The 17,694-nt window shown below is 45.4% G+C and carries 15 protein-coding genes; 11 read left to right on the forward strand and 4 right to left on the reverse strand.

The window, feature by feature from the left end; translation table 11 throughout:
* Position 1 precedes the first annotated feature (1 nt).
* From ilvD to BM056_RS03330, 5 genes are all read left to right on the forward strand, one after another.
* Positions 2–1,660, forward strand: coding sequence for a dihydroxy-acid dehydratase (gene ilvD, locus BM056_RS03310; RefSeq protein ID WP_092469236.1), 1,659 nt, complete (start codon positions 2–4; stop codon positions 1,658–1,660).
* Positions 1,661–1,679: 19 nt separating this feature from the next.
* A complete protein-coding gene (panB, locus tag BM056_RS03315; RefSeq protein WP_092468703.1) occupies positions 1,680–2,537 on the forward strand; it encodes a 3-methyl-2-oxobutanoate hydroxymethyltransferase in 858 nt (285 codons plus the stop codon).
* A gap of 89 nt (positions 2,538–2,626) precedes the next feature.
* Complete coding sequence (locus BM056_RS03320; protein WP_092468705.1) at positions 2,627–3,523, forward strand: AEC family transporter; 897 nt, start codon at positions 2,627–2,629, stop codon at positions 3,521–3,523.
* 25 nt (positions 3,524–3,548) lie between these two features.
* A complete protein-coding gene (locus tag BM056_RS03325; RefSeq protein WP_092468707.1) occupies positions 3,549–4,919 on the forward strand; it encodes an FAD-binding oxidoreductase in 1,371 nt (456 codons plus the stop codon).
* An 11-nt stretch (positions 4,920–4,930) separates the two neighbouring features.
* On the forward strand, positions 4,931–6,181 hold the full coding sequence (locus BM056_RS03330) for a (Fe-S)-binding protein (RefSeq protein WP_165613352.1): 1,251 nt from the start codon (positions 4,931–4,933) through the stop codon (positions 6,179–6,181).
* Between the two features lie 215 nt (positions 6,182–6,396).
* Here the strand turns inward: BM056_RS03330 and BM056_RS03335 are convergent, their stop codons facing one another.
* The 3 genes from BM056_RS03335 to BM056_RS03345 form a co-directional block, all read right to left on the reverse strand.
* Positions 6,397–7,074 (reverse strand): diadenylate cyclase, encoded by a 678-nt coding sequence (locus BM056_RS03335; RefSeq protein WP_207648123.1) that lies wholly within the window; start codon positions 7,072–7,074, stop codon positions 6,397–6,399.
* 378 nt (positions 7,075–7,452) lie between these two features.
* The gene (locus BM056_RS03340) at positions 7,453–8,553 is read right to left on the reverse strand and encodes a metallophosphoesterase family protein (RefSeq protein ID WP_092469240.1); all 1,101 of its coding nucleotides are present in this window, start codon (positions 8,551–8,553) and stop codon (positions 7,453–7,455) included.
* 354 nt (positions 8,554–8,907) lie between these two features.
* Positions 8,908–9,864: a stalk domain-containing protein gene (locus BM056_RS03345; RefSeq protein ID WP_092468711.1), complete on the reverse strand. Its 957-nt coding sequence runs from the start codon at positions 9,862–9,864 to the stop codon at positions 8,908–8,910.
* Between the two features lie 612 nt (positions 9,865–10,476).
* Between BM056_RS03345 and BM056_RS03355 the strand changes: the two genes are divergently transcribed.
* Entirely contained in the window at positions 10,477–11,730 is a 1,254-nt protein-coding gene (locus tag BM056_RS03355; RefSeq protein ID WP_092469242.1) for a diaminopimelate decarboxylase family protein, read from the forward strand.
* An 87-nt stretch (positions 11,731–11,817) separates the two neighbouring features.
* Here the strand turns inward: BM056_RS03355 and BM056_RS03360 are convergent, their stop codons facing one another.
* Positions 11,818–12,186, reverse strand: coding sequence for a response regulator (locus tag BM056_RS03360; protein ID WP_092468713.1), 369 nt, complete (start codon positions 12,184–12,186; stop codon positions 11,818–11,820).
* A gap of 630 nt (positions 12,187–12,816) precedes the next feature.
* Here BM056_RS03360 and BM056_RS03365 point away from each other — a divergent pair.
* The 5 genes from BM056_RS03365 to BM056_RS03390 all read left to right on the forward strand — a co-directional run bounded on the left by BM056_RS03365 (position 12,817) and on the right by BM056_RS03390 (position 17,666).
* Positions 12,817–13,527: a response regulator transcription factor gene (locus BM056_RS03365; RefSeq protein ID WP_092468715.1), complete on the forward strand. Its 711-nt coding sequence runs from the start codon at positions 12,817–12,819 to the stop codon at positions 13,525–13,527.
* 68 nt (positions 13,528–13,595) lie between these two features.
* Positions 13,596–15,104, forward strand: a complete 1,509-nt coding sequence (locus BM056_RS03370; RefSeq protein WP_238456284.1) for a sensor histidine kinase — start codon at positions 13,596–13,598, stop codon at positions 15,102–15,104.
* 527 nt (positions 15,105–15,631) lie between these two features.
* A complete protein-coding gene (locus BM056_RS03380; protein ID WP_092468720.1) occupies positions 15,632–16,081 on the forward strand; it encodes a MarR family winged helix-turn-helix transcriptional regulator in 450 nt (149 codons plus the stop codon).
* Positions 16,071–16,850 (forward strand): DUF169 domain-containing protein, encoded by a 780-nt coding sequence (locus BM056_RS03385; protein ID WP_092468722.1) that lies wholly within the window; start codon positions 16,071–16,073, stop codon positions 16,848–16,850. The genes BM056_RS03380 and BM056_RS03385 overlap by 11 nt, the downstream gene beginning before the upstream one ends.
* Before the next feature lie 285 nt (positions 16,851–17,135).
* Positions 17,136–17,666, forward strand: a complete 531-nt coding sequence (locus tag BM056_RS03390) for an RNA polymerase sigma factor (protein WP_092468723.1) — start codon at positions 17,136–17,138, stop codon at positions 17,664–17,666.
* The last annotated feature ends 28 nt before the right edge of the window (positions 17,667–17,694 follow it).

Raw genomic sequence — 17,694 nt, forward strand, 5'->3', positions numbered from 1 at the left:
AGTGAAAAGTTCCATTGTGACTAAGGGATTGGAAAGAGCTACACACAGAGCTTTATATTACTCCATGGGCTTTCGTCCTGCGGATTTGGACAAACCTCTGGTGGCGATTGTAAATTCACATAACGAAACCATGCCGGGCCACGCTCACCTGGATGTAATAGCTAAAGCTGTCCGCGAAGGGGTTTTGGCGGCAGGGGGAACACCGATTGAATTCCCGGTAATAGGTGTCTGCGACGGTCTTGCCCAGGGTCATTTCGGCATGAAGTACCCTCTGGCCAGCCGGGAACTAATCTGTGATTCAATCGAAACTATGATGAATGCGCATGCTTATGACGCTATGGTTTTAATAGCTTCATGTGACAAGATTACGCCCGGTATGCTGATGGCAGCGGCCAGGTTAAACGTCCCCGCTGTTTTTATAACCGGCGGCCCGATGGCCACAGGATTTTTTAACGGTAAAAAAGTAGGTTATACAGATTTAATGGAAGCCTCCGGCTTGGTAACCAGGGGGATTATGACTGAAGAAGAGTTAGCGGAGTTTGAGCAAAATGCCTTACCCGGCTGTGGTAACTGTAACCTTATGGGGACTGCCAACTCGATGAACTTTCTTACGGAAAGTCTCGGCATGGCCTTGCCGGGAGTTGCCATTCCCGCCATGGCCGGTAAGCGGTTGGCTTTAGCCAGGGAAACAGGGGAAAAAATTATGGAATTATACCGCAAAAATATTTGTCCCCGGGATATTCTTGTTCAGGAAGCTTTCGAAAATGCCATAGCTGTGGACATGGCCATCGGCGGGTCATCTAATACTGTTTTACATTTAACCGCCGTAGCACATGCCGCGGGTATTAAGCTTGAAATGTCTACATTTGAAAAGGTATGCGCACGGACACCTCATCTAGTCAAGATTAAACCGGCCGGTGACCATTTTCCTGAAGATCTGTACAGAGCCGGCGGTATAACAGCTATAATGAAGCAATTAGCGGATAATGGTCTTATTCATAAGGATATTCTTACTGTTTCGGGTAAAACCGTATCTGAAAATATCGAATTTGCCGCTGTAACAGATACCGAGATAATTCGTTCTATGAATGCCCCCTATTCACCGACTGGTGGAATTACTTTTCTTTACGGCAATCTTGCCCCCGGGGGAGCGGTATGCAAAAGCGCGGCTGTATTACCGGAAATGCGCAAGCACCAGGGGCCGGCCAGAGTGTTTAATGAAGAGGAAGATGCTGTTAAGGCCATATACGGTGGTAAGATTAATCCCGGTGATGTTGTGGTGATCAGGTATGAAGGTCCCAAAGGCGGACCGGGAATGCGTGAACAGCTAACTCCGACCTCCGCCATTATCGGTATGGGACTAGGGGACAAAGTAGCTTTGATTACGGATGGCCGTTTTTCCGGTGCCACCAGGGGTGCGGCTGTCGGCCACATATCTCCCGAAGCGGCTGAGGGCGGTCCCATTGCGCTGGTTGAAGAGGGCGATATTATCAGCATCGATATCGATAACGGTAGAATTGAATTGCAAGTACCTGATGAAGAGCTTGCCCGGCGTCAAGATAAATGGCTCCAGTATAAAAAAGAAGTGCAGCCCGGTTCTTATCTGGAGAGATACTCCAAGCTGGTCGGCTCAGCTATGTCGGGAGCGATTTTTAAATAATTTTTAAAGGAGAAATATTATGACTAAAAAGACCATTGGTGATTTTAACAGCATGGTGGAAAGAGACGAAAAGATCGTCTATTTGACTGCGTACGATTATTTAACAGCTAAAATGCAGGAAAAAGCAGGGGTGGACATGATCCTGGTGGGTGATTCACTCGGCATGGTATCCCTTGGTTACGACACCACATTCCCTGTCACTATGGATGATATGGTCCGTCATTGTCAGGCGGTACGGCGTGGAGCTCCTAATACTTTTATCATCGGCGATATGCCATACATGTCCTACCAGATTTCCGACGAGCAAGCGGTGGAGAGTGCTGGAAGACTGGTTAAAGAGGCTGCGGTTGACGCGGTTAAACTGGAAGGCGGCGGCCCCCGCATGCTGAGCAGGATTAGAGCCATCAATGAGTCGGGTGTTTTGGTGATGGGACACATTGGCCTCACGCCGCAGTTTATGGGGCAAATCGGTGGTTACAAAGCACAGGGAAGAAGTGCGAAAGCCGCTGTCAAATTGGTTGAACAGGCCGGGCTGATTGAAGAGGCCGGCGCCTTTTCCATCCTGGTGGAAGGTGTGCCCTCGGCGGTGGGTAAGGCCATCACAGAAAGGGCCGGTATCCCCATTCTCGGTATCGGTGCCGGGCCCCACACTCACGGGCAGTTGCTAATTTACGCTGACATGGTGGGATTATATGATAACTTTACCCCGAAATTTGTTAAAAAGTATGCCAATGTTGGTGAAGTGCTGGTAAATGCTTTTACTGAATATGCCAGAGATGTACGCGAAAATAAATTCCCCGTTGATGGAGAACACACCTATAAAATGAGTGAAGAAGAAGTCAGGGAACTTCTGACCCGGCTGGAAGAAGTTGAATAGAGCGGCTGATGTAATTACAAATTAAAAAACCCGGTAGATTATGGGGGTCATCTAATTGGCCCCCATACTTACATTGAGGGGAATACTATATGTTAATTATTTATCAAGCGATACTGCCTGTGACGTTAATTTACTTCATCGGATTTGCCGGTCAAAAAATGCTTAAACTTGATGTTAAATCTATATCTGCAGCCTCTATTTATTTAATGATGCCGGCATTAATATTTCGTACCTTTTATGAATCCAGGATTGACAAGGATTATTTTTATACAATTGCCTATGCTCTATTTTTATCCTATGCAATTATATTTTTGGTTAAAATGATAGCCAGGTTTAAGAAGTACGATGAATCGGTCACCAGCGGCCTGATTTTATCTACCGCCTTTATGAATAATGGTAACTTGGGCGCGCCGCTGATTTTATTCGCTTTTGGTGAGAAGGCCTTCAACTATGCCGTTCCCATTATGGTTTTCCATACCATTATCATGTGCACCGTTGGCATTTACTATGCGGCCAAGGGCCGGGCCGACATAAAAGGGTCCCTCCTGGCGGTGGTTAAAATGCCCATTGTATACGTCTTAATTGCTGCCCTGGTGCTGCAGCGCCTTGGCATAATCATTCCTAAGAATATCTATAACCTGGTGGATATGCTGGCGGACGCGTCTATTGTGGTAATTATGCTGGCGCTGGGCATGCAATTGGCTGAAATTAAGATCAAAAACCCCGACTGGGGCAAGATTGCGCTGGGAACAGTGGTACGCCTGCTGGTTTCACCGCTCATAGCTGTGGTTTTTGTACTGGTTGTTCCCGTAGGGCCCTTGCTGGGCCAAGTGATGATCGTGCAGGCGGCTATGCCCGCTGCGGCGATAACAACTATGTACGCTCTACAGTTTGACAGTCAGCCTGAACTGGTAACTTCCATCAACCTGGTGAGCACCTTGATAAGCATGATCACGCTGAGTATTTTGTTAATTTTGATAGGTTAATCTGGCTTTATAAAGAGGTGTTTTCATGAAAACGGATGAATTGGCCCGGGAAATCGCGGCAGACATTGGGACGGATAAAGTCACCACGGCGCCCGAGGACCTGGTTTGTTATGCCTATGACTGCTCCATATATACAAGCAAGCCGGATATCGTGGTGAGGGCGGAAAGCAAATTGGATATTGCCCGGGTTTTAAAAATAGCCAATAATAAAAAAGTTCCTGTGATCGCCCGGGGAGCGGCAACCAGCAACTGTGGAGCGGTGATTCCAACGACCGGTGGAATAATTCTGGATATGTTGGGTATGGACAAAATTATTGAAATTGATGAGGATAACTTTATTGTTGTATGTGAGCCGGGGGTGGTCACGGCTGTTCTACAGGCCGAGGTGGAAAAAAGAGGGCTTTTTTATCCACCCGACCCACAGGGTCTGAACATGTCTACAATTGGCGGAAATGTAGCTACGGGCGCGGGAGGACCCCGGGCTGTTAAATACGGCACTACACGTGATTACGTTCTGAGCTTGGAAACCATCATTGCCGACGGATCGATACTTAGAACGGGGGGCAAATTTGTCAAGGATGTTAGCGGGTATAACTTGACCCAACTGTTGGTGGGTTCCGAGGGGACATTGGGGGTATTTACGGAAATCGGGGTTAAATTATTACCCCTGCCCGAGGCGAGGAAAACTGTGTTATGTACGTTTGCATCCCTTGATGATGCCTCCATCGCGGTAACGGAAATATTGCGCAGTAAGGTTATTCCCTCCATGCTGGAGTTGCTTGATAAGACGAGCGTGCAGTTAATTCAAAATTACATGGATGCCGGTTATCCCACAGATGCAGAAGCTATATTACTTATAGAGGTGGACGGCAGCAAGGCGGACGTGGAAAGCCAGGTTGTTACCGTAAAAAATGTTTGTATGTCCTGCCGGGCCGGGGAAATAAGGATAGCCGGCACCAGGGCGGAGGAAGAGTCCATTTGGGCGGGCAGGAAGTCCGGTTTCGCCGCCCTGTCAGCGTATCGGCCCGTGGTGATTCCGGAGGATGCCACTGTCCCCCGCAGCCGGCTGCCGGAAATGATTCGTCAAGTACAGGCCATTGCAAAAAAATACGATATGCTGCTGCCTACCTTTGGGCATGCTGGAGACGGCAACGCTCATCCGCATATCTGCATCAATCCGGGAACCGCCGAACTGGAAAAGGCTAAAAAAATTAAAGATGAAATTTACCGTGAAGCATTAAAACTTGGCGGCACCATCACCGGGGAACATGGTGTGGGTATGGTAAAAAGGCATTTAGCAAAATTACAGCATGGTGATAAAGCATTGGAGTTGATGGCGGGCATAAAAAAAGCATTCGACCCTAATAACATTTTGAACCCCGGCAAAGCATTTTAAGGGGGATGGGCATGAAAGATACAGAACAAATGCTTAAGGACATGTATTCCCAAACGGATAACTGCATACGGTGCGGCCGCTGCACTACTGTATGCCCCACTTACGCAGCGACTAAACGGGAACCCATGGTGGCCAGGGGAAGGGTTCGCCTGGCCAGAGAGTACATTGAGGGTGCATTGGGTCTGAGCGAAAAACTTAAATTATATTACGATTTATGCTTGGGCTGTAATGCATGCTTGGAAGTATGTCCTCCACGCATAAAGGTTGCCGATCTGATAAATATGCTTAAGGTGCAAATCATTCAAAAAGAAGGTTTGTCCTTTGCAGATAGAGTGGTTCTCAAAAAAATACTTGCCAAACCGCAAAACTTTAGAAAAGTAATGACTTTACTGCATTTTAACCGGCAAGTTGGCACTACCAATTTGCTGCCGCTTCATTTAAAAGAAAAAGTAAAGATACTTCCTGATATGCCAAAAGGGTCAATAAAAAGCCTGTACGACAATAAGCCCGGCGAACAAAAAGGCAATTACCGCGTGGGCTACTTTGTGGGCTGCCTTACCGGCGCTTTTTTCCCTGATATTGCCCGGGACGTGGTTAAAGTTTTAAATTATCATGATTGTAATGTGGTGCTTTTACCGCAGGCCGTTTGCTGCGGGTTGCCCCACAGGGTTTCCGGCGACCTGCAGGAGAGCAGAAAATTAGCCCGAAAAAATATTGAACTTTTTAAGGCCTACTTGGTTGATTATATAGTGACTGATTGTGGAAGCTGCGGTCATGCTTTAAAGGATTATAATAATCTTTTTGAGGGGGCTGATAATATCGCTGGAGATGCCGCAGCCTTTTCAAAAAAGGTTTGCGATATCAATGAATTTTTGGTTGACATTGTAGGATTAAAAGCGGGTGAAAGGGCGCTGGACGGGAGAAGGGTAACCTACCATGAATCATGCCACTTGAACAGGGGGCAAAGGGTTTCCCGCCAGCCAAAGCAAATCCTGCAAGCTATACACGGGCTGGAATACGTTGCCATGCCGGAAGCCGACTGGTGCTGTGGAGCGGCGGGGTCGTTTGCTTTTAAACATCAGGATATGGCCCGCAGGATTTTGGCCAGGAAAATAAATCACATCAAGCAAACCGGCGCCCAATATGTAACTGCCGGGTGTCCTGCCTGCCTGATACAACTTGGTTACGGGCAGAGGGAATTCAAGCTGGAATACCGGGTAAAGCATCCTGTGCAGCTTTTAGCGGAAACAATTATAGGGTGAAAACGCCCTGCCATGATCACGTTAAGCGTACTAGTCAATGAATTAGGCGTTAAAGTCCAAATAACAGGTGAAAATTTAGTTATTAGTAAGTAAATGTGATCAATTAAGATGACGATGGGAAAATGGAAGGCCGCCAATGGCCTTCCACTTTTTTTGAGTATTAATACAGTCGATTCCGCTGCAGTTATATCATTACTATTAATAAGTACCTTTCCTCAAAAATGCAAATGCTTGCCTTTATGAATATTAGTAAATAGCTCTCCTTTAAAAGCTATTGTGATTTTTCTTGTTTCTTCAGAAACCACAAAGATAACTGCATCGCATATTTCACTGAGACCAAGCGCAGCCATGTGCCTGGTGCCCAGTTTTTTTTCGGGAACCACCTTTTTAGAAAGCGGCAAAACACATCCGGCGGAAAAAATTCTGTCCCCTTTAATCACCACTGCGCCATCATGTAAGGGGGAGCCGGGATAAAAGATACTTTCCAACAAACGGTTGGATAGCTTGGCATCAAGCTGCACCCCAATGTGTGTTACATCTATTACTTCTTTTATGTCGTCTTCTCGCTGAATGGCAATTAAGGCACCATAGCCTTTTATGCTCAAATGTTGTATAGCTTTAAACAGCTCCTTCATGTAAGGAATATCGGGCAAGAAGCAGTTTTTTAATTGGCTTGTGAGAATTAAGCTTTCTATGTAATCTATTGTATTTTTAATTTTGGTGAACTGTTCAAATATTTCCTCACAGGGCCTATTGGCTTTAATTACCCCCTGCATTTCCCGGGCCAACTCGCACAGGTCTTTAAAGTTATGTTTCAGGGTAATGTCTAAGTTTTGGGGTAAGTCTTTAACGGATATTGCCATAATAACCTCTGTATCTGTAAATTTTGGCACCCGCTGCCATCTTATCTTCCAACGGCCAAAAAATTTAGACTTATTATGCTTATCCCGGTTTGAAATAATTCAGATTTTTATTTTCTTTCCTTTATAAATGCAAAAGGGAAATGCATATTTACCGGATTTATATGAACTGTTTCACTTACAGCTTCTTTCAGACCCCGCCTCGCGACGGACACCCTTGCTGTTCGGCTAGTGGCTGCTACTGCCAGGCCTCACAGCGGACTTTCACCACCAAGCTGTCGCCCATGCCGGGCACACTTTATAATGAAAAACCCGGGAATCCCCGGGTTTTTCTGCGTCTATATCGATTAGCTTATTTTTTGAATACGGCCTTCAAATCACTCCAGTCCAAAATTTATATTTAGACGATAATCATTGGATACCATAGTCTTTAGCAAAAACCATGTGGGTTTCAACTAAGGCACCGTTTACATTTTCGTCGAGGTTGAATATCCGGGCGCCGCGCAACCTATCCTTTTCATTACCGTCAAGCCCATAAGTGTCAAACCCGGTGCTGGCTGAATAGCCAAGCAATATGCCGTAATAATTGCCCACATAGTCATTTACATGGTCATGGCCCACAAACACGCCTTTGACGTCTCCCCTCTCCAGCATGGCCGCAAACAAGCCGCTATTGAACGGGCCGGGGCACTCGTCTTCGTTTCTCTCTCCAACTATACTGTGTTTAGTAACGGCATAGCTATGGTTATCAGCACTTCTACCGTCGACACTGGCATACCACATAAACCTGTACTCCCAGAGAGGGATATGCATGAACATGATTGAAGGAACTTTATAGCCGTATTGTTGCTCTAACTTCTCTGAAGTTTCATAATACCACCTTACCTGGTCAAAGCGAAGCCAATCCCAATCAGGATAACCCTTGAAGTCCTGGCCGGCGATTTCTTCAGGCGCGTATCTTCCGGAGTCAAGTAGCCAGAGGTTGAAGGCAGCCTTCTTGTTTTTTGAATCCCTTATAAGAAGATTCATGTTGCCGGTTCCGGTGATGTTTTTCACCCCGGGCTGATTAACATTGTGGTTGTAAGACATGTATATTTTAAGCATGTCCTCCTCATTTAGCCCGGTCTTCTCGGCTGCTTCCTCATCGTGGTTCCCGAAAGTAACGGCCCAGTTTATGGCTCTCTTTTCCATCGGCTGGGCGATATTATAGACGGCCTGACTGACTGACTCAGGCGTACTACAGTCGCCGGTTAGGTTATCCCCTGTGACCATAACAAAATCAGGTTTTTCTTCGTCAAGCACTTTTTCCATAAGCTGTATAGTCCTTTGGTCTATATCCTTATCTTGTTGAATATCGGTGAACTGCACTATTTTGAACTTGCCATTAGAGTTGAACTTTAACTGTACATTGTTATTTGTCATAGCCAGGGCAGGGCTGCAAAATATAGTTGCGGAAATGGCAAATGTTGCAATTGCCGCAGCTATGTGTTTAATATTCCTGTTAAAAAACACGGAAAAACCGCTCCCCTCAAATGTGGTTTTTTGCCCGGGCAAACCAAATGATACCATAGATAGTTTAAAATACTACCATTTTTCTATTAATTATGTGTAAAAATATATTAATATTTAAATCTATTTAAGTACTTATTTGTAAAACAGATTCTTTCGTAGACCAAAACTCATTACTTAGCACAACTATATCAAAAATGAGAACACACAAAAAGCGATTAGTGTTGTTGGCTTTTGTAAAAAAAGTGCTTGCCATACAATACGCTTAACAATAAAAAATCCCAAACCTGTTTACAGTTCGGGATTTTTTAAAATGTTTTATACCGTTATGAGCTGTGTTTAATGTTAATCAGCCAACTATTTAATGTATTCTTTAAGTTTCATAATAAGAGACGGGTCGCCGTTCACGGTGAATTTATTATCTAAGTAAGCATCCATGGCGTCTTCCTTACCGGATACTATATCCAGCCAGAGCTGTTCGTTTATCGTAACGGTAACGTCCGGTGCGCCGGCAGTTCCTTCTCCCGTCATAAGCTGGCCGTTATCGATGATAATGTAGTAATTTTCTTCATTGTCTCCGGTGAGCACAAACTGATAGGTAGCGGAGAAGCCTGCCGCTTTTTCAGGTATAAACCTGTTTTCCAATTCATTCAGGTATGCTGAAAAGGAAGTGTTGTTAGCTGATTCGTCTTCGCCGTTTGCATCCTCATCTTCATCTGCAGTTAAGTCCTCTTCGGTGCCTTCCTGTTCATCTGCAGTTGAGTCCTCTTCGGTGCCTTCCTGCTCATCTGCAGTTGAGTCCTCTTCAATGCCTTCCTGTTCTTCCACTGCTGTGTCGCCTGGGGTTTCGATTACAATCGGGGGGTAAACCGGTGTTGTTGTTTCAGCAGAGGTAATGGTGACAACCTGGTTATCCGGGTTCCAATTAGCTGCAGCTCCCAGTGTTTCACTCACCAAAGGCAGGGGGATCATGGTGATGCTGTTGTAAATCTTGGCCTGAGCGGTAGTATTCAATTTTTGGCCGTTAACCTTAACATCTCCACCGATAACCAGTTGGACAGTGGTATTGGTATTATAGGTGGCAGCCGTAACTGTCTTAGTAGGGTTGTCCCAGTTTAGCTGTGCCCCCAGGCCTTCGAAAACAGCCCGCATCGGCACCAGAGTGTTGCCGTCCTCAACCATTGGTGGAGTATCGCATTGCAGTATTTGTCCATTTAACACTATCGATGGGGCAGCGGCTTGCGCTGGTATGGCGGCAATAAAAAGAAGCGTAAATAAAAAGTAAACAATAATAAATAAAGGTTTTTTTCTCAATTCCTCAGCCTCCTTGTAATAATTAGAAACTATAATTCTTGTGCTATCTTTATTTTTAAAGGCCTAATATACTCCCTCCTTTCAAGCCCATTTAATTAAGAACATTTTCGATGGATTTGCTTTTTCGATTGGTTTCATGTGCTGATTGTCAAATAAAAAGACACCAAGTTAGGGGTTCTCCTACAGTTATAGAATAGCCCTGGTCCATGTGTAAAAAAATTAGCATATCTGGGTTTTATGATCCATAACTTTTGTTGACTTCATGCAAAAACGTGTCTAATTCATGTAAACTCATGTCTAAAATTACATAGTTAAAAGTTCAGATTAATAAAAGAAGATTTGTTGCCCCTATGCTAAAACCAAACACATATACCTGAAAACGTCTTTAATCATCTAACCATTAAGACATTTATAATTAACATTAGATTTTATAGATGGATGCTGCTTCCATTTTATTTATGTATTGAAAAATGTTCTGACAGGCGATATCATGGACGGTAATAATTTAACCTGTTTATATTCAAAAAAGAAAAACCTGATTGATCTATTCAAGGATTCTTTGAAAAATGAAATAAAACTTATCGAGATGAGGAAGGGAAAATAATGGGGCTCATGAAAAAAACGTTCGTAAATTTCGAGCAGTTGCAGGAGATTACCAAAAAATATCCTACACCATTTCATTTGTATGATGAAAAAGGGATCAGGAAAAATGCACGCAGATTAAAGCAGGCATTTGAGTGGAATAAAGGCTTTAAGGAATATTTTGCGGTCAAAGCTACGCCAAACCCTGCCATCCTTAAAATTCTGGAAGAAGAGGGCTGCGGGGTGGATTGCTCCTCGCTTACCGAGTTAATGCTGTCCGAGGCTGTAGGTTTTGAGGGCAATGAAATGATGTTCTCCTCAAATATGACGCCGCCTGAGGATTTCATGCTTGCGCATAGGTTAAACGCCATTATTAACTTCGACGATATCACCCACATAGACTGCTTTAACAAGGTTGCAGACATGCCGGAGACTATCTGCTGCCGTTATAATCCTGGCGGTAAGTTCCTAATCAGTAACGATATTATGGACAACCCTGGCGAGGCCAAATACGGCTTTACCCACAGGCAGTTAATTGAGGGATTTAACACGCTGCAAAGATTGGGTGTTAAACATTTTGGCCTGCACGCATTTTTAGCCAGCAACACCACCTCGCAAGAATATTACCCGGTGCTGGCAAAGCTTTTGTTTGAAGCTGCGGTAGAATTGAACCATGCAACGGGTGCACATATCTCGTTTATCAATCTATCGGGTGGCATCGGCATACCTTATCAACCCGGGCAGGAGCCCGTTGATATAATGGCCATCGGTGCGGGTGTAAGACGGGTGTATGATGAAGTACTTGTCCCCGCAGGTATGGATGACGTTGCGATATACACCGAGCTGGGCAGATTTATGTTAGGTCCGTACGGTTGCCTTGTCGCCACTGCCATCCATGAAAAGCATATTTACAAGGACTATATCGGCCTTGACGCCTGTGCTGCAGATTTGATGCGCCCCGCGATATATGGCGCATATCATCACATCACAGTTATGGGCAAGGAAAACAATCCTTGTGAGCACAAATATGATATTACAGGTGGACTGTGCGAAAACAATGACAAATTTGCCATCGACCGTTTGCTGCCCCAAATCCAAATCGGCGACTTGCTGGTCATACACGACACCGGCGCGCATGGCTTTTCCATGGGATACAACTATAATGGGAAGCTGCGCTCCGCTGAAGTTCTGCTTAAAGAGGACGGCAGCACCGAGCTGATCCGCCGGGCAGAAACACCTGCAGATTATTTTGCAACCCTTGATTTTACCGGATTGTTCAAATAAGGCAATGACTATGATGAGCATACGATTTATAGTTGCAAAAACCTTATCAGAGCGCTATAGTCAATGTTTTTCAATACCCTTTTGTTATCAGCCTGTGGATAATGCACTTTCAACAGCTTGTAATAACCGCTCTTCTGTAAACGGCTTGCCAATGAAATCCTTTGCCCCGGCCTGAAGGACTTCCAGTACATATTCTTGCATGATCATAGCGCTGACTATAATAATTTTAATGTTGGGGCTATTGGCAAGAACGGCCTTTATGGTCTCGATTCCATTAGTCCCAGGCATAGTTATGTCCATTGTTACCAAATCCGGCTTAAGCTCTATGCATTTCGTCAAGGCCATTAAACCGTTAGCAGCCTCACCAACAACTTCATAACCATTTTCTGTCAGAATATCTTTGAGCATTGCTCGTATGTGTTTATAATCGTCGGCAATTAAAATCCGCTTATTCAAAGAGGAACTCATCTCCTTAATGATGAACTTATTGCAAGTCCCGGGATTATCCTACGGGGCTATGATAAATAAGAAAGTTTACTTCGCAGATAATTATACCAGTGAAATATTAGCCAACTTTTGCGAGATATTTAAAATATTTTTCGAGAATATTAATAAATGTTGCAAGAGTTAAAATTTCTCAAAGCAGCCATTAACACTTAGTAATATTTTCGTAATATATTGTAAAGGTTTGTTAAAAGCCAGTTAACATCCCTCCGGTATAATTGCCTATAATAAGGAAGGGTTTTTGAAATTTCCGGGCATGAGTAACAAGCGTGAAGCTCAAAAAGGTAACAGTTGTTCTTGGCAGTTTGGCATGATATATCCTTTATAACCATCAATTTTATATGTTAAATTAAGTTGCTAGATGATATGCTGAATATAACTCCTCCATCGATTGTTTAACCGGCTGCTGTCCAACATACCCGCTTCTCTGGCGGGTTGTTTGTTGTCTAGCCTATTCAGCTTCCGGTGGGGCCGGGCAAACTTGGCATATGGGTACGGGAAATCAAGAAGACGCCGGGTGAGCAATGTGAGCTTGTTCACCCGGCCTCGAATAAAATTGAAAGATCGCTGAGGAGGAAAATAATGCCGTATCTGGGTAAGGTTTTGGTAGTTGATGACGACCAAACCGTATTGGAACTTATCAAGTTGTACGGTGAAAGGGAAGGTTTTGAAATCATCGGGATAAACAACGGTGATCTGGTCCTGCCCGCATTCGACCGGGAGAATCCTGATGTGGTAATACTGGACATCATGCTTCCGGGTAAGGACGGGCTTACGCTATGTCGCAATTTAAGGGAGATCCGCATGATTCCCATCATTATGCTTACAGCCAAAGGAGAAGAAGCGGACCGTGTTCTGGGACTGGAAATGGGAGCTGATGACTATGTTGCCAAGCCTTTCAGCCCCAGGGAACTGGTAGCCAGAATAAAAGCGGTACTGCGTCGTACCCAGCCGGTTGATACGTCAACGAACTGGAAAATGAAATACCCGGGACTGGAAATTCAAGCCGATATCAGAAGTGTTTTGGTTGACGGCAAAGAAACAGAAGTTACTCCCAGAGAATTCGATTTGCTCTATTACCTGGCTCAGAATCCCCGGCGGGTTTTTACCAGGCAAGAACTGTTAACGGCTGTCTGGGGGTATGATTACTTCGGTGACCAGCGTACGGTGGATGTACATATTCGCAGGCTGAGGACAAAGCTGGCGCCCTTGCCCCATGAATACCTGACAACTGTCTGGGGTGTGGGATACCAGTTTACACCTCCTGTCAAGGAGGGAGAGACCACATTGTGAATTCTTATCTCCAACAGGGCAGAGAAAGGCTTCATTGGGTAAGCCGTGCTGCAGGAAGGCTCTTCCTTATGCTCAAGCGCTTACTGCGGGAGCAATTCAACAAAAATATTCACACCAGGATACTGTTTACCAATATGATAACCTTTGTTTTCGGTCTGATTGCCCTGACGATGTTTTCCGGCTATGTAGTGAAACAAATAGCCTATGATCAGGTCCAACAGGAGCTGTTACGCGAGGCCAAGCGGGTAAACTTTGCCTTGCTCCAGCAAAAGGACCAGGCATGGGGGACGCCACCTGCCGGGCAAACAAATGATCAGGCTCAGGGTAGACAGGAAATGTTGCAATTTTTGGCCGATATCTTCGAAGCCAGGATTACGGTCTTTGACAGGCAAGGAAATATTATGGACACCTCAGCGGAGCAGGAAGTGGTGCCCGGTAGCCAGGTGGATGCAAAATTCGTCAAATTGCTCAACAAGGGTGAAACCGCGCTTGCCCGGGCGGTTGATCAGGAAACAGGTCAGCTCATTTTTGCCGCCGTTGTCCCCATGGGTAACAACGGCAACAAAGACGTCATTGAAAACGGCATCCTGCTGGAAACGAATCCGGTTAATCTCGACCATGCTTTAAACAAAATGCGTTTGTATCTGGTTATCGGGGGAATGGCCATACTGGTGATTTTTATGTTTATTTCCGCTTATCTGGCCCTATCCATATCCAGGCCGATTTCCCGTTTGGCTACCACCGTGGCGGAGCTTAACCGGGGGAATTATGTTTTGAGCGCCGGGGAGCGGCCTCTGGAGGAAATTAAAGCCCTTGCCGGCCAGCTCAGCCAATTGGCGATGAGACTGCAGGAGATGCATGCCGAAAGCCGCAGGATGGAAGAAGAAAGAGCCCAGTTGTTTGCAGAGATATCGCATGAGTTACGTACCCCTCTGACTGCTGTTCAGGGATTTGTTGAGGCTATCCGCGACGGTATGGTGCAGGATGAAGCTTTGCTGAACAGGTACTTGGATACGATTTACACTCAAACGATTCATATCACCAGGCTGGTAGATGACATATTGGCGTTAAGCCGCCTGGAAAGCGGCAATATCACCGTGGAAAAACTCCCGATGGACTTAATCACCCTGGCCCAAGGTGTGGTCATATCCATGGAGGCAATGGCCGGCAGCAAGAATACCTCGGTTCTGTTTGAGAAGAATACAGAAAACGCGGTTGTGCTCGGTGATGTTGACCGAATGGAACAGATTATCAGGAACTTGCTGAAGAATGCTGTCCGGGCCACAGAGAACGGTACCGTCAGGGTTGGGGTGGAGGTCCGCCAGGGTGAAGTGGTACTGACCATTGAGGATGATGGTATTGGTATAGCCCCCGAAGACCTGCCGCACATTTGGGACAGGTTTTACCAGGTGAAGAACCAGCGCGGCGGTTACCTGCAGGAAAAAGGGAGCGGCCTGGGGTTGGTGATTGTGAAAAAGCTGGTTCAGTTACAAGGCGGCAGCATAGATGTCACGAGTCAATTGGGGAGGGGAACGACTTTTAACATAAATTTCCCATCTTATAACCGGAAATATTGATTGTATCCGGCTAATAAAGAAGACTTGGTTCAGGTGGGGTTTTGACCCCACCTGAACCTTAGTCGCACTTATTTCGAGTTTATCGCCGCTTAACTCCCGCCTGTAGAGGCGGGAGTCTTAGCGGCGGTTAACGAGATCAAGCCGGAGGTATAACTTACTTTTGAGATAGCGAGCCCATTTGCTGTTGGCGGGTCAATCAATAATTTACCAATGGTTAACGAATATTACTGTTCGGAAACCGTTGGTATTTTTTATGCCTTTGAACGGGAAGCGATTCCCGGCGCCGGGTGTCCTCCTTATTGGTGATTATCCGGATTCTCCCGGCGAGGAAGCTGTAACAGGCTTAAAAAGCCAGGGAGTTAGATCAAGCTCCAAAGATTTATTGACGGGAAACGGGAGTAGTTGCAAGGACTTTGTAGTTAATTTGCGGCCATTATATAAGTAAAAAATAACATTAATAGTCAGTATGCAAACAGTCCTAATAATGATATAATTACAAAAACAAAAAAGGGGGCATTTTGAGTTATTTGAGCGATAAAAAAAGCGATGGCTTTGACATTAAAGATAGTCTTGGGTTTCTTATTGCCAAATGCCACCAGAAAGCTTTCCACATCTTTCGAGAAAAATTATTACCATACAACCTTACTCCACCTCAGTTCGCGGTGTTGGCTTTTCTATGGAAAAATGGCGGACAGTCTCAAATCCAGTTGGGAACAGCCTTGGAGATGGACCGCACTACCACCAGCGGCATCATCGACCGCCTGGAAAACCAGGGATTGGTCAATCGCAGGCTCCACCCGGAAGACAGGCGGGTTTTTATGATCTGCCTGACTGAAGCTGGCAGGGAAATGGAACATACCGTTTCCCGCTTATCGCATGAGGCTAACGCCGAAATGGCTTCAAATTTATCCGCAAAAGAGAAAGAAACATTGTTGGCTTTACTGAAAAAATTAAGGAGTGATAAATATGAAGAGTAAGATAGCGGAGGCTGTTGGTCTGAGGTATTCTCCCGTGGCCATTATGTTTACCGATGAAAAACCCGCAGGGGCGCTCCAGTTCAAGGAAGGTCGCTGGGGCTGTGTCGTGTCGATGCTCAATGCGGCGGCAAAGGGGCGGGCAGCGGTTTTCGACCGTAATACCTACGGTTGCGGCGGTGGCGGCGTCGGTCTCGGCTTTGGTAACACATTCACCAATATCCCTGGGGGTATTGAATATTTCCTATCTCATGGCAACAAAGAATTTTGCGAAAGTGAAATGGGTAGAAACATTGTAAAAAATATGCCCGCTTTGAGCCATGGCGAAGCGTACAAAAAAAACCCGGAATTTGCCAGGTCCTTTGCCGACGGGCTTCCCTATTATGATGTACCCACTAAGTACGTGGTATTTAAGCCGTTGGAAAAACTATTACCCGGTGAGTCACCGCAAGTGGTGGTTTTTCTTGCCACTACGGATCAGATCTCAGCCCTGGCGGTACTGGCCAACTATGCCAGACACGGTGGCGAGAACGTTATCGTCCCCTGGTGTGCCGGTTGTCACAGCATTGGTATCATCCCTCTTAATGAAGGGAAGTCGGATAACCCGCGGGGGGTCATCGGCCTGATAGACATATCCGCCCGCAAACAGGTGGATAAGGACATTCTTTCCTTCAGCGTCCCTTATAAGATGTTTCTTGAAATGGAAAGCAACGTGGAAGAAAGCTTCCTGGCCAGGGACGAATGGCTAAAGGTGAAAGAAAGAAATCAATAACAAAATGACCATGGGGATATGCCTTCAAAAGGTGTGTCCCCTTACTGCTTTTGCAAGGGTTAAGGAATACTGAAAAGCGCGCGCTATGGGAACTGATTGAGCGCGCTTTTCTTGTTGAACGTAGTTTTTTTGTTATAGATTCTCTTTAGTGAAGTCGGGCGGGGATGTTCATCCTGAGGTTTTAAACTGGGTAATAAATACCAAGATTTTTTATGTAACATTTAGTATAACTTAATCGTTGTGATTGGTGTAAACAACCGGCCGGGAAAGAAGGTGCAAAAACTTGTGACTGTTGTTGAGGAACTAAAAAAGGCTAAAAAAGGCGACCTTAAAGCGATTGATCAGATCTGCCTAGCCACGTGGGAACCGCTGTATCGTTTTATATATTATAAAGTGCAAAACCGTGAGGAGGCGGAGGATATTACCCAGGAAACCTATGTTAAAACTCTGACTTATTTACAAGAGCATCAGGCTCCCCGTGATAATTTCATGGGTTTTATCAAGACCGTTGCCCTGAATATTTTGCGAGACCGATGGCGTCAAAAGAAACGCCGGGGTATACCGGTCAATTTTGATGGAATAAACCCGCAAGAAACGGCAGGTTTGGACCAGCAAAATGCTATTGCCCAGCGTTTGCAAATTGAAGAGGCTTTAGCGAAATTAAGCGAAGACCAGCGTGCCATCCTTGATTTAAGAATTATCAAAGGTTATTCAGTAGCTGAGACAGCAAAGCTGGTAGGGAAAACACAAGCTGCTGTTCGCACAGCTCAATACCGGGCATTGCAGGCTTTGGCTCAAATAATGGACGGCCATTAGATGGCTATTAATAGAAGGAGGGATGAAA

It is taken from the genome of Desulfotruncus arcticus DSM 17038 (assembly GCF_900113335.1).
Lineage (GTDB): Bacteria > Bacillota > Desulfotomaculia > Desulfotomaculales > Desulfallaceae > Desulfotruncus > Desulfotruncus arcticus.

Excerpts from the sequence above, each read along its gene's own strand:
- BM056_RS03355 (WP_092469242.1), top strand. The coding sequence starts at position 10,477 with ATGAAAAAAACGTTCGTAAATTTCGAGCAGTTGCAGGAGATTACCAAA.
- panB (WP_092468703.1), top strand. The coding sequence starts at position 1,680 with ATGACTAAAAAGACCATTGGTGATTTTAACAGCATGGTGGAAAGAGAC.
- BM056_RS03320 (WP_092468705.1), top strand. The coding sequence starts at position 2,627 with ATGTTAATTATTTATCAAGCGATACTGCCTGTGACGTTAATTTACTTC.
- BM056_RS03385 (WP_092468722.1), top strand. The coding sequence starts at position 16,071 with ATGAAGAGTAAGATAGCGGAGGCTGTTGGTCTGAGGTATTCTCCCGTG.
- BM056_RS03330 (WP_165613352.1), top strand. The coding sequence starts at position 4,931 with ATGAAAGATACAGAACAAATGCTTAAGGACATGTATTCCCAAACGGAT.
- BM056_RS03365 (WP_092468715.1), top strand. The coding sequence starts at position 12,817 with ATGCCGTATCTGGGTAAGGTTTTGGTAGTTGATGACGACCAAACCGTA.
- BM056_RS03370 (WP_238456284.1), top strand. The coding sequence starts at position 13,596 with ATGCTCAAGCGCTTACTGCGGGAGCAATTCAACAAAAATATTCACACC.
- BM056_RS03325 (WP_092468707.1), top strand. The coding sequence starts at position 3,549 with ATGAAAACGGATGAATTGGCCCGGGAAATCGCGGCAGACATTGGGACG.